Annotated in this window: 10 protein-coding genes; 9 read left to right on the forward strand and 1 reads right to left on the reverse strand. The window is 31.1% G+C overall.

Annotated elements, in window-relative coordinates; genetic code table 11:
- Positions 1 to 569: 569 nt before the first annotated feature.
- A complete protein-coding gene (locus tag CRN98_RS15600; protein WP_097028354.1) occupies positions 570 to 2,288 on the reverse strand; it encodes a methyl-accepting chemotaxis protein in 1,719 nt (572 codons plus the stop codon).
- A 225-nt stretch (positions 2,289 to 2,513) separates the two neighbouring features.
- Between CRN98_RS15600 and CRN98_RS15605 the strand changes: the two genes are divergently transcribed.
- From CRN98_RS15605 to CRN98_RS15645, 9 genes are all read left to right on the forward strand, one after another.
- Entirely contained in the window at positions 2,514 to 3,581 is a 1,068-nt protein-coding gene (locus CRN98_RS15605; RefSeq protein ID WP_242961012.1) for an AI-2E family transporter, read from the forward strand.
- Positions 3,582 to 3,898: 317 nt separating this feature from the next.
- On the forward strand, positions 3,899 to 4,828 hold the full coding sequence (locus tag CRN98_RS15610; RefSeq protein WP_097028355.1) for a ribonuclease H1 domain-containing protein: 930 nt from the start codon (positions 3,899 to 3,901) through the stop codon (positions 4,826 to 4,828).
- Between the two features lie 70 nt (positions 4,829 to 4,898).
- Positions 4,899 to 5,735 carry a hypothetical protein gene (locus tag CRN98_RS15615; RefSeq protein ID WP_097028356.1) on the forward strand — a complete coding sequence of 279 codons (837 nt, stop codon included), beginning with the start codon at positions 4,899 to 4,901 and terminating at the stop codon, positions 5,733 to 5,735.
- An 848-nt stretch (positions 5,736 to 6,583) separates the two neighbouring features.
- Positions 6,584 to 7,897 carry an aspartate kinase gene (locus tag CRN98_RS15620; RefSeq protein ID WP_097028357.1) on the forward strand — a complete coding sequence of 438 codons (1,314 nt, stop codon included), beginning with the start codon at positions 6,584 to 6,586 and terminating at the stop codon, positions 7,895 to 7,897.
- Positions 7,898 to 8,357: 460 nt separating this feature from the next.
- The gene (locus CRN98_RS15625; protein ID WP_097028358.1) at positions 8,358 to 8,849 is read left to right on the forward strand and encodes a metallophosphoesterase family protein; all 492 of its coding nucleotides are present in this window, start codon (positions 8,358 to 8,360) and stop codon (positions 8,847 to 8,849) included.
- A gap of 302 nt (positions 8,850 to 9,151) precedes the next feature.
- Entirely contained in the window at positions 9,152 to 10,075 is a 924-nt protein-coding gene (rbsK, locus tag CRN98_RS15630; protein ID WP_097028359.1) for a ribokinase, read from the forward strand.
- 27 nt (positions 10,076 to 10,102) lie between these two features.
- A complete protein-coding gene (rbsD, locus tag CRN98_RS15635) occupies positions 10,103 to 10,498 on the forward strand; it encodes a D-ribose pyranase (protein ID WP_097028360.1) in 396 nt (131 codons plus the stop codon).
- 13 nt (positions 10,499 to 10,511) lie between these two features.
- Positions 10,512 to 12,014 (forward strand): sugar ABC transporter ATP-binding protein, encoded by a 1,503-nt coding sequence (locus CRN98_RS15640; protein WP_097028361.1) that lies wholly within the window; start codon positions 10,512 to 10,514, stop codon positions 12,012 to 12,014.
- A 51-nt stretch (positions 12,015 to 12,065) separates the two neighbouring features.
- The gene (locus CRN98_RS15645; protein ID WP_097028362.1) at positions 12,066 to 13,001 is read left to right on the forward strand and encodes an ABC transporter permease; all 936 of its coding nucleotides are present in this window, start codon (positions 12,066 to 12,068) and stop codon (positions 12,999 to 13,001) included.
- Positions 13,002 to 13,018 lie beyond the last annotated feature (17 nt).

The following is a 13,018-nucleotide window of genomic DNA, read 5'->3' on the forward strand; positions in this document are numbered from 1 at the left end:
AAATATCTAAACCTTCTAAACTCCCTTTGGTCAGACAGTAGAAGGTTCTTAACGACATTTTAATTTCAGAAATAAAGACCTTTTAATGCTTACTCAATGCTTTCTACAATGCAAATTCCATACTTATGTTCAACATTAAAAATATCACTCAGGCTTACCTTACTAAAGGAGGGAATTTCGCTTTGGCGAAATTCCTTTTAAATTGATACTTATCAGAGGACTGAGAAGTCGGTAGACCGGCAGGCCGTAAAATATTAATCATCCAATTTTCTATTAAGAACTTTTTGCCATACTACCGTAACGATAAATTAAATTTTTGTTTCACATAAATTATGGTAACTCTCCGGGCTGCCGCCCTAAAAGATTATATATCAAGTCTTAAAATGAAGACAGTTTTAACGTTGAATTCAGTATGGGATTTGCATCGTAGAAAGCATTGAATGAGCTTTAGAACGGCTTTATTTATAAATATTAGTCGTTCTTAGCGAAATGAACGCTTTCCTAGATGCAAATCCCATACGGTAGGTTCAACATTAAAACTGTCGCAATTTCATTTTGGTATAAATTATTTATTGATTGCTTAGTTTGAACTTATTAATTTCATTTATCACTTTACTTGTTATTTCAGTTAAGTCTTGTGCAGACCTGGCAACATCTAATGAAGAACTATTCATTTCTTCAGTTGAAGCTGAAATTTCTTCGGAGGATGCAGATATCTCTTGAGCAACGGAAGAGGAAGATTCAACCTTTTCAAGTATAATATCCTTGTCCCTATTTATAGTCTCAGCGGCCTCGGTAACTGATTGAACTTTAGGAATTATATTATTTATACCCTGTAGTATGTTTTGGAATGAGACCACTGTATTTTTTATAACGTTATCTTGATTTTTTAACTCGTCGTCCATAGTATCTGTAGTATTTAAAATGGTAGTTGAGTTATTTGATATACTACTTACTAATGTATTTATATTATCTGATGAAACCTTTGTTTGTTCTGCAAGTTTTCTTATCTCTTCTGCAACTACAGCGAATCCACGACCTGCTTCTCCTGCACGAGCAGCTTCAATAGAGGCATTTAAGGCTAATAAATTTGTCTGGTCTGCAATGCCATTTATAATACTTGTAATTTCATTTATTTTAGTTATATCTTGTCCGAGTGTGGATATTTTTGAAGCAAAATCCTTAAAAGAAATTTCTACATTTCTTACTGAATCGGATAAAAACTTCATATTATTATTACTATCACTTGCCATAGAGTTAAAGTTTTTGGCGGTTACATCCACATCTAATATATCTTGAACAATTTTTTCAAGCTTTTCACCAAATTGATTCAATATGGTACTGATAGAAGTTAAATCCTGTGATTGAGAGCCTGTCCCTTCAGCTATATCTTGTATTGCACTTGCCACACTTTCTGATACTGAGGTCATTTCTTCAGATATTGCAGCTAAGGAAAGCGATTTTTCATCTATATTTTCAGAAGTTTTCTTAAATGATTGAAGTATGGACGAAATATTAGCCACAGTTTGTTTAACTGCACCTGTAAGTTCTCCAATTTCAGATTCATTTACAGGAAGATTGATATCTACAGAAAAATCTCCTTTAGACACTTCAAGCAAAATATCTCTTAATTTTTTAATAGGATTTATAACTTTAGTTGTATAAATGAACACATTTGCCAAGGTAGATATAATTAATGCAAAGGTTAAAATAATTAAAAGTATTATGTATCTAGTTAGCACTGCTTCGGCTATTTTTAGCTCATTAGCTGACTTTTCATCAATGCTATTTTGTAATTTTGTTAGTGTATCTGTTAAAACCATTGATTCATTGTCATAATTGGAGTCAAACATTAACTGGCGGGCTTTATTAAAATCCTTTTGTGCAACTGCTTTAAATGCTTCTTGTTCTATTTTTCTTAACTGAGCTGATGAGTTTTTAGCTTTTTCAATTAAATCTAGTTGTTCTTCTGTTATATGAAGCTTCATTAATACTTCTTCTGCATTTTCCATTGATTTAGTTTCGGTTAATTCTCGAATGTAGTTGTCATAATGTTCTTTTTCACCCAATTGAGCATAATTTCTTGCTTGAATTGATAAATAATCAGCACCATCTCCAAGCTTAACCACTGAATCTTTAAGATCCATTCTTTTAGTTTGTATAGTTTGTTCCGCTTTGAATGCCTTTCTAATAAGTACGCCACCACTAATTAATAAAATAGCTAGTACAATTGCAATGGTACTTAAAATTTTATTAAGTGTAGATTGTTTGATTGACTTTTTTCTCATGTTAATAACCCTCTTTTGTAATTTAATTAATATATAGAAATTTATTAGATTGAATTTTTAACCAAGTTAAAAATTTCTAATTTTATCAGTAATTATACCATATGGTTCAATAGATTTCCAATTTTTAAAAGGAAATTTAATTTAAATGTTACAATTATTTAATAAACCATTAAGATTAAGGAAATGATAAAGATAAATATTTTTAATTTCTAATTATTAATCCAAATGTGTATTGGAGTGATTATTATAAGAACTAAAATAATTCAAATTTTAATAATAGTAAATTTAGGAGTGTTAGCCTTTGTTTTATTAGGAAGGTTAAAAATTGTTCATAAGCTTATGCTAACCATAGCTAAGGCATTTTTAATTCCTTTGCTTATTTCTGCATTGTTATTTTATATAACAAGGCCTCTTAATAATATTTTTATAAAAAAAGGGCTTACTCGAGGCAAAGCAAGTTTGCTTACATTAATAATATGCACATTTATTTTAAGTGGATTACTATCTTATTTTAGTAAATATGCCTATGGACAGTTCGAACAGCTTACAAGACAAATTTGGATAATTTTAAATGATAAAAAACAAATTGATGGATTTATGAGTTGGATAAATAGTTTTATAAATGTTAATGAAATATATGCCTTGATAGCAGCTTCTACTAAAAATTATATTCAACAAATAGGATATAATTTTATGAGGATTATAGGATATTTTATGAATGCATTTTCCACAGTATTTCTCATAGTGGTTATAGTGTTTTACATGCTTAAGGATGGAGATAAATTTAAGGATAAGATTTTAAAATTAATACCTAAAAGGTACAAGAAAATTTCAGATGAAATATTATCTGAAAGTGATATCATACTTAGTCATTATGTTACAGGTCAGGCAAAAGTAGCCCTAGCTCTAGCTAGTATGATATTTTTAGGATATAAAATCATAGGCATGCCAAATGCACTGCTTCTTTCAACCATAACATTTATACTTGCATTTATACCCTTTGTAGGATTTTTTATTTCAATGATAATCCCTGTGGTTATAGCAATAGGAATGGGACTTTCTATGTTTTTAAAGCTTATGGTTTTATTTATTATCGTTCAGACTTTAAAGGGAAGAGTTGTAGTTCCTGCAATAATGGCTAAAAGTATGAGCATACATCCTTTAACTGATATATTTTTAGTAATAGGGGCAATAGCTTTAGGAGGACCATTTACTGCTTTTGCAATAGTACCAATATATGCTATTATAAAGAATATAGTTTTGATATTTTTTAATGCTGAATCGGAAGCATAAGATTTGCATCTAGGAAATCAGTTCATTTCACTAATAACGGCAAATATTTCTTCGTTTTAAATCGCCTAAGCCTTCTAAACTCGCTTTGCTCAGACAATAGAAGGCTCTTAACGGTGCTTTAAAGTCAGAAATAAAGCCGTTCTAAGCTCATTCAATGATTTCTACGATGCAAATCTTATGCTATATTCAACATTAAAAATATCTTCATTTAGACTGCTGTATGAAGGAATTTCGCGTTGGCGAAAGTTCCTTTTGATTTATATAATTATAGAAATTCAACAATATGAATTTCATCTATACCGTAAAAGGAGGAAAATATGGGGAAGAAAGTTTATGCAATTAAAGAAGGATTTGATTTTGAAAATAATAAAAAGATAGAGGATTTAATTGTAGATACTTGGGCTGATTGCTTAAAATATGTTAAGGGAGTTAAGGGTGCTAAATATAAAAGTTTTGAATCCATGGTAGAAGCTAAAGGCTTTTTAGCTGACACAAAAAAACTCTTAAAAAAGGGAGAGGATTCTTATCCTTTAGATATACCTCATGCGTATGTAGATGGAAGTTTTAATATATCTACAGGTAAATTTGGGTATGGACTTGTGGTGGTTCGTGATAATATCATAGAGTACATAGAAAATGGAGCGCCAGTGGATGACTCTAAAAAGGCATTAAGACAAATTGCGGGAGAACTTAAGGCCTCAGTTAGAGCAGCGGAATATGCAGTAAAAAAGGGATATAATGAAATTGTAATTTTTCATGATTATGAAGGAATCTCCCATCATGCAACAGGGTATTGGGAAAGAAGAGACAAATCTTCTGAGGAATATTACGATACAATGAATTCTCTTATGGCAAATTATAATCTTAAAATAATTTTTGTGAAGGTAGATAGTCATACAGGGGATCTTTATAATGAAATTGCTGATGAAGAAGCTAAAGCAGCTATAGAGATGGAACTTCCTAAGATTACATTAAAATGGCTCAAGGAAAATATAATTGAAGTAATAAATGAGGAAATTAAAGAAAAACTTTTAAATATAACATCTCAAAGTGTAGAAGAAAACATCATAGTAGCAAATAGTAAAATTAAAAAAGTTAGTGTAACTAATGATGAAAATATAGAAAATACAATATTAAAGCTTCTTAAAGCATATAAAGAAAAAGATGTTAATTTACATAAATATATTAGCGAATTAAATGATAGTCTAAAAAATGAAGTGATACTGGAAATGATAAAGAAAATTTAAGCCTATTAGCACATTTTTAATAAAACCTTCATATTATATAACGTAGCATTTTAAAAATAGGGGTGTAAATATGAAAAGAAATATGATGGGTAGGTTTTATCAAGAAATGTATAGGGATGATAACGAAATGAAGAAAAGTAAATATGAATCAGATATGAACAACATGGAGGATATTTACAATATTAAAGACATAGGTGAGACAGATAATGTAGCTGGAATGAAAGGTGTTCATGACATGAATAACATGACAGGCATGAAAGATGTTTATGACATGAATAACATGACTGGAATGAAAGATGTTTATGACATGAATAACATGACTGGAATGAAAGATGTTTATGACATGAATAACATGACAGGTATGAAAGACATATATGACATGGATGATATGAATAACATGACAGGTATGAAAGATATTTATGATATGGACTGTATGGAAAAGCCAATGATGCATGGTATGCACGAAATGGATTGTGGCATGTGTCCAACGATGCATGGTATGCATGAAATGGATTGTGGCATGTGCCCAATGATGCATGGTATGCACGAAATGGATCATGGTATGCACCATATGCATTGCGGAATGTGTCCAATGATGCAGTGTTGCATGTGCCCAATGATGCAGTGTTGCATGTGTCCAATGATGATGGGTATGCATCACGGAATGAGCCCAATGATGATGGGTATGCATGGAATGCATCATGGAATGCACCATGGAATGCATGATGGAATGCACCATGGAATGCATCATGAAATGCATGATAGGGATGATGATGATTGCGATAAGTGTCATAAAAAAGAAAAAAGTAAAATGAAGGATATGTATGATAAAGAGGATAAGAAATGTAGCAAAAATGATAAGTGCAAAAAACATCGCATGTATGGAATTTATTTAGACGAAGACTAGAAAAAGTGCGACATTTTTAATGTTGAGCTGGTCACATAGAATTTTCATCTAGGAAGGCGTTCATTTCGCTAAAAACGGCTAATATTTATAAATTTAAAATACCTAAGCCTCCCAAACTCGCTGTCGCTCAGACAGTAGGAGGCTCTGTACGCTATTTTAAATTTATAAATAAAGCCGTTTTAAAGCTCATTCAATGCTTCTCTCAACATTAAAAATATCTTTATTTTAACAATTGATGCATTAAACGAAAGGATTTTAATACAAAATAGTGCGATTAATATTCTACGACCTACCGGTCTTTGCGCTTACTAGCCCTTTGATAAGTATCAATTTAAAGGGAAACTTTCCTAAAGTGAAATTTCTTTCTTCAGCTAGTAAATCTGAGAAATATTTTAAATGTTGAACATATAGTATGAGATTTGCATTGTAGAAAGCATTGAACAAGCAAAAATTAGAAACATCTCAGTAACCTGAGATGTACTGATTTATAACGAAATCAAAGAATTTCTATAAATCATGCAGCTCTTTGTTTGTAATTTTAAAACGTCGTTAAGAACTTTCTACTGTCCGAGCAATAGCGAGTTTAGGCGGTTTTAAATTACAAATATTAGAGCTTTTTTGCGCAGTGAACGGCTTTCCTAAATGCAAATATCATATGGTAGGTTCAATATTAAAAATGTCTCAATTTCCTTTTATTGTTGACAATTAGCAATTGAAAACTTTATAGTAAAGTAATATAATCTTATTAATTTAATAACTTGTAAATTTATTACGTTAATTTATTAAATTAAAGGATAGAAATTGATAATTATTTAGCAAATGAAAAATAACAAACAGGGGGCTTTTTTATGAATGAAATTATTGTAGCAAAATTTGGTGGCAGTTCTTTAGCAGATAGTGCGCAATTTAAAAAGGTAAAATCAATTGTAACGGAGGATTTAAGAAGAAAGTACATAGTTCCTTCAGCACCGGGAAAAAGATTTAAGGAAGATTATAAAATAACTGACTTATTATATCTTTGTCATGCTCATGTTGAGCAAAACATTTCCTTTGAGGAAGTATTTAATATAATTGAAGAAAGATACGTGGGGCTTGTAGAAGAATTAAATTTAGACTTAGATATAAAAAATGAACTTAATATAGTACGAGAAAAAGTTAAAAATGGGGCAAGCAAAGATTATACAGCGAGTAGAGGAGAGTATTTAAATGGGCTTATACTTGCAGCATATTTAGATATACCTTTTGTTGATCCTAAGGAACTGATATACTTTAATGAAAAAGGAGTACTTGATTTAGAAGTTACCGTTAAAAGAGTAAGTGAAAAGTTATCAAGTATTGAAAGAGCAGTAATACCAGGATTTTATGGTGCCTTAGAGAATGGAGATATAAAGACATTTTCAAGAGGTGGTTCAGATATAACAGGATCTATAATATCCAGAGGAGTTAATGCAGCTTTATATGAAAACTGGACGGATGTTTCAGGATTTTTAATGGCAGATCCAAGAATAGTAGATAATCCAAGAAATATAGAAAAAATAACTTATAAGGAATTAAGAGAGCTTTCTTACATGGGAGCTACAGTGCTTCATGAAGAAGCTGTATTTCCAGTAAGAGAAGCTGGAATACCTATAAATATTAAAAATACAAATAGTCCTGAAGACAAGGGAACCCTTATAGTTAGTGATGATAACTTTGAAAATAAATACAATACAATTACAGGGGTAGCAGGTAAAAAGGACTTTACTGTAATAACTATTGAAAAGACAATGATGAATGCTGAAAAGGGATATTGTAGAAGAGTGCTTTCTATCCTTGAAGATCATAATATGGCATTTGAGCACATGCCTTCAGGAATAGATAACGTATCTGTAATAGTTTCTAACTCAGAGCTAAATGGAAAAATTGAAGAAATATTAGAGGAAATAAGGTTTAAATGTAAGCCTGATTTTATAGAAGTTCATGGGGATATGGCGTTAATTGCTGTAGTTGGTAAGGTTATGAAAAGAAATGCAGGAATTTCAGCCAAGTTATTTAATGCATTATATGAAAATGATGTAAATGTTAGAATGATAACTCAGGGCTCTAGTGAAATAAATATAATTATTGGAGTTGAAAATGGAGACTTTGAAAAAGCACTAAAAGTTATATATGAAGCGTTTTAATATTTAATGTTGAATGGTCAGGGGCATGGGATTTGCATCTAGGAAAGTAGTTCACTTCGCAAAAAAAGTCTAATATTTCTAACTTTCAAAACTCCTAAATCTTCTAAACTCGCTGAAGCTCAAACAGTAGAAGGTTCCTAACGGATTTTTAAAATTTAGAAATAAAGACTTTTTAATGCTTGTTCAATACTTTCTACAATGCAAATCCCATACCCATATATTCAGCAGTAAAAGCTTAGTGCTAAGTGTTAACTGGAAACGGTTTCTACGATGGTGATTCTATACTATATATTTAACATTAAAAAATATCCATAATAGACTGCTGAAGGATGGAATTTCGCCTTGGTAACTAGAAAGTATAATAAAAAGTGAAAAAATCCATAAAATACTGATAATCAGTGCCTTAATTAAAAAATATTTCATATCATAATACGTAACAAAATTATAGGGCGGTGTTTAAATGAAAATAGGGGTAACAGGGGATACCCATTTGAGTAAGCATCCTGAAAAAATAGAAGAAATAATTAAAAGATACTTTTCTGACGTGGATCTAATTATTCATGTAGGAGACTTTACCTCAATTGATGTGCTTCATAGAATGCAAAAGTATAAAAAAGTTATTGCAGTTTACGGAAACAATGATAAGGGAAAGCTTACAGAAGAACTTAAACAAAGAGAAATAATAAACATAGAAGGGTATAAAATTGGGCTGTATCATGGTCATGGTTCTGGAGAAAGCACTATGGATAGAGCGTATAATGAATTTGAAAAGGATAAGGTTGATATAATTATTTTTGGACATAGTCATCAACCCATTATAAAAACCAAAAAAAAGACACTTTTAATAAATCCAGGATCTCCAACTAAAAAGTTTAATGAAAGATGGTACTCCTATGTACTTATTGAAATTACTAAAAAAAGAATAGAGGCAAAAGTTGTGTTGTATAATTAAAAATATAAGAAGCACTAATCTCGGATTGGATTAAGTGCTTTTTATATTTGGACATTTTCAAATATTAAATTATCAATTTGCTAAAAATAATAAAATTTGTTAATATATTCATAAATAGGTTGTTAAATTAGTGACAAAGCATAGTTTATTTGTTGTACTTATAAGTATAAATAGTATAGCACATTGGCGTAATTCAAAAAAAATAAGTGATGTAAAACGTTGACATGGAATATATAATATTATATAATTTAGTAAATCGGTTTAGTAAATCGGTTAAGTATGATTAGGTGGGTGAATACTTAATGAAAAATAGTATTTGTGTGCTAGGAAGCCTTAATATGGATATAGTGCTTAAAGTTGAAAGAATGGTTAAAAGCGGAGAGACAATACTTGCTAAGGGATGTGATAAAATTCCAGGAGGCAAGGGCGCTAATCAGGCAGTAGCAGCAAGAAGACTTGGAGCTAACGTATATATGATAGGTAAAGTTGGAAACGATGACAATGGGCACAAGTTAGTCGAAGCTCTTAAAGATGATGATGTAAATTTAGAATATTTATATACAGATGAAAAAGAACCTACAGGGACGGCAATAATACCTGTGGATGATGAAGGAAACAACTCGATTATAGTAGTTTCTGGTTCAAATATGGCTATAACTAGTGAAGAGATTAAAAAGTCAGAAAAAGCTATAGTAAATTCAAAGGTGCTTATAGCTCAATTTGAAACACCGGTTGAGAGAAGTATAGAAGCATTTAAAATGGCAAAAGAAAATGGAGTTATAACTATATTAAATCCAGCACCAGCAAGAAAAGTTCCAGAAGAACTTTTAAAGTATACAGATATAATTGCTCCAAACGAAACAGAAGCATATGAACTTACAGGAATAAAAGTGGATAGTGAAGATAAAATAAAAGAGGCTTCTAAGACTTTTTTAGATAAGGGAGTTAAATTTGTAATAATAACTTTAGGGGAAAGAGGAGCAGCACTTGTTTCAAAGGATGAATTTTGTATAGTTCCAGCTCATAAGGTTAAGGCCATAGATACAACTGCAGCAGGAGATAGTTTTATAGGTGGTGTGGCAATAAAACTTTGTGATGAGGAAAGCTTAAACTATGAAGTATTAACAAAAGCAATAACTTTTGCAAACAAGGTTTCTTCAATAGTAGTACAAAGAAAAGGAGCTCAAACATCAATACCTACACTTGAAGAAGTAATGAAAGCTTAATTATTATTAAATATGGGAGGAATACCAATGAAAAAGACCCCATTATTAAACAGTGACATATCAAGAGTTATATCTCAAATGGGTCATACAGATAGTATTGCCATAGGAGATGCAGGTCTTCCAATACCTAGCTCAACTGAAAGAATAGATTTAGCAATTATAAAGAATTTACCAACATTTATAGATACATTAAAGGCAGTTTTAACTGAACTTCAAATAGAAGAAGTTGAAATTGCAAGGGAAACAAAAGAAGCTAGTCCTAAAGTTTATGAGGAGATAGCAAAGGAAATAGGAAACGTAAAAATTACATGGATAAGCCATGAAGAATTAAAGGAAAACTTAAAGAAATGTAAGGCAGTAGTTAGGACAGGAGAGCAGACACCATATGCCAACATAATTTTAAAATCTGGCGTAGTTTTTTAAAGGGGGAAATGATATGGAAAATAAGACACCTCTATTAGAAATGCAAAATATATCAAAATCGTTTCCAGGGGTAAAAGCCCTTCAAAATGTAAACTTAAAAGCTTATGGTGGAGAAGTAATGGCTCTTTTAGGTGAAAATGGAGCAGGTAAATCCACTCTTATGAAGATTTTAAGCGGTGTATATGCAAAGAATGAAGGAAAGATTTTCATAGAAGGTAAAGAAGTAAATGTAACAGGCATAAAAGATGCTGAAGCTTTAGGAGTATCTATAATCCATCAGGAATTAAGTTTACTTCCAAATCTTACTATATATGAAAATATATTTTTAGGAAATGAAAAATATAACGGGATTTTTAGAAAATTAGATAAGAAATATATGATAGAAAAAAGCAGAGAGCTTTTAGGTAGGATTGGATTTACTACAGATCCAAGTACTATGACATCCGATTTAACTGTAGGGGAAATGCAGATGATAGAAATAATAAAGGCTGTATCTAAGAATTCCAAGATAATAATTATGGATGAGCCAACTACTGCACTTACAGATGTGGAGACAGAAAAGCTATTTGAAGTTATAGAAAAATTAAGAAGTCAAGGCATAGCTATAATATATATATCTCATAGAATGGATGAAATATTTGCCATATGCGATAGAGTAACGGTTTTAAGAGATGGACAGTATATTGGAGAGGCAATGATAAAGGATGTAGATAAGGACAGCCTTATTGCTATGATGGTAGGAAGAAAACTTGAAGAACAATTTCCTTATAGGGAAGAAAAAAAGGGAAATGTAGTTTTAAAGGTTGAAAATTTAAGTTACAAAAGTAAAGTAAAAGATGTTTCTTTTGAAATTAAATCTGGAGAAATAGTAGGGTTTGCAGGGCTTATGGGTTCTGGTAGAACTGAAACTGCAAAAGCCATATTTGGAGAATACAAAAAAACTTCAGGCGAAGTATATATAAATGGCGAAAAGGTCAATATAAATTCCCCCAAAGATGCTATAGCACATGGTATAGCATATCTTTCTGAGGATAGAAAAAAAGAAGGATTAGTGCTTAATATGGCTGTTGGAACAAACATGACATTAAGCAATCTTAAAAAATATGAAAATGCATTTAAGAGAATAGATACTAAGGAAGAGCTTAAGGAAATTAAGGAGTATATAGAAAAACTTTCAGTAAAAACTCCTTCTCATACTCAAATAATGAAAAATTTAAGTGGTGGTAATCAACAAAAGGCAATAATTGCAAAATGGATTATGTTATCACCTAACTTACTCATAGTGGATGAACCTACAAAGGGTATAGACGTAGGAGCTAAAAAAGAAATATATGAAGTTTTAAATGAACTTAAAAAAGAGGGGAAAGCAATAATTATGATTTCCTCAGATATGGCAGAGATACTTGGTGTAAGTGATAGAGTTATTGTAATGAATGAAGGAAAAGTTACAGGAGAACTAAGCCGTGAAGATGCAACGCAGGAAAGTATAATGAAATATGCAGTGGGAATTAAATAGTAATCAGTTGCTAATAACTAATGATTAGCAAAGAGGAAAGGGGAAGTACTGATGAATAAGGATATAAAGAGTACGCTTTTGAAGTTTAAGTCATTACTTGGATTGATAGTTCTTTGTGTGATTATATCAATTGCAGCTCCAAGATTTTTAAATATAAATAACATATTAAATGTATTAACTCAAGTATCTGTTAATGCAATACTTGCCATAGGAATGTCTTTTGTAATACTTACTGGAGGAATTGACCTTTCTGTAGGCTCAACCTTAGCGCTTGCAGGAGCAATAGCAGCAACATTTGCTAAAGGGTCCAATGGTGGAATTTTGGTTCCACTTTTAATAGCAATTGTTTTAGGAGCTATAATAGGACTTTTTAATGGTTTATTTGTTTCAAAAGGTAAAATGCAGGCATTTATCGTTACCTTAGCTAGTATGACTATATTTAGAGGAGCAACTTATGTATACACTAATGGGACTCCGATATCAGGTATTTCTGGAAACTTTATAAATATAGGAAATAAAAAAATAGCAGGGATTCCAATGCCAGTACTAATAATATTTTTAGTATTTATAATAGCTTGGTACATTTTAACTCAAACAAGATACGGAAGATATGTCTATGCACTAGGCGGAAATGAAGACTCAGCAAGGCTTTCAGGTATAAATACTGATAAAGTAAAAACACTAGTATATGTAATAAGTGGAATTACTGCAGCACTTGCAGGGGTTATAGTTACAAGCAGAGTAGGTTCTGCATCACCAAATGCTGGGGTAGGTTTTGAATTAGATGCAATAGCCGCAGTAGTACTTGGAGGCACAAGCCTTTCAGGTGGTGAAGGTTCTATAACTGGAACTTTAATAGGTGCTATGATAATAGGGGTTTTAAACAATGGATTAAATCTTATGAATGTTTCCCCATACTACCAGTCCATTGTAAAAGGTGCAGTAATATTATTTGCTATATTACTTGATAAGAAGGGCAAAAAATAATCAAAAATTAATTAAAC

This window comes from Clostridium peptidivorans, assembly GCF_900205925.1.
In the GTDB taxonomy this organism is placed as follows: domain Bacteria; phylum Bacillota; class Clostridia; order Clostridiales; family Clostridiaceae; genus Clostridium_AK; species Clostridium_AK peptidivorans.

Excerpts from the sequence above, each read along its gene's own strand:
- CRN98_RS15645 (WP_097028362.1), top strand. The coding sequence starts at position 12,066 with ATGAATAAGGATATAAAGAGTACGCTTTTGAAGTTTAAGTCATTACTT.
- CRN98_RS15615 (WP_097028356.1), top strand. The coding sequence starts at position 4,899 with ATGAAAAGAAATATGATGGGTAGGTTTTATCAAGAAATGTATAGGGAT.
- CRN98_RS15640 (WP_097028361.1), top strand. The coding sequence starts at position 10,512 with ATGGAAAATAAGACACCTCTATTAGAAATGCAAAATATATCAAAATCG.
- rbsK (WP_097028359.1), top strand. The coding sequence starts at position 9,152 with ATGAAAAATAGTATTTGTGTGCTAGGAAGCCTTAATATGGATATAGTG.
- CRN98_RS15625 (WP_097028358.1), top strand. The coding sequence starts at position 8,358 with ATGAAAATAGGGGTAACAGGGGATACCCATTTGAGTAAGCATCCTGAA.
- CRN98_RS15605 (WP_242961012.1), top strand. The coding sequence starts at position 2,514 with ATGTGTATTGGAGTGATTATTATAAGAACTAAAATAATTCAAATTTTA.
- CRN98_RS15600 (WP_097028354.1), bottom strand. The coding sequence starts at position 2,288 with ATGAGAAAAAAGTCAATCAAACAATCTACACTTAATAAAATTTTAAGT.
- CRN98_RS15610 (WP_097028355.1), top strand. The coding sequence starts at position 3,899 with ATGGGGAAGAAAGTTTATGCAATTAAAGAAGGATTTGATTTTGAAAAT.
- CRN98_RS15620 (WP_097028357.1), top strand. The coding sequence starts at position 6,584 with ATGAATGAAATTATTGTAGCAAAATTTGGTGGCAGTTCTTTAGCAGAT.
- rbsD (WP_097028360.1), top strand. The coding sequence starts at position 10,103 with ATGAAAAAGACCCCATTATTAAACAGTGACATATCAAGAGTTATATCT.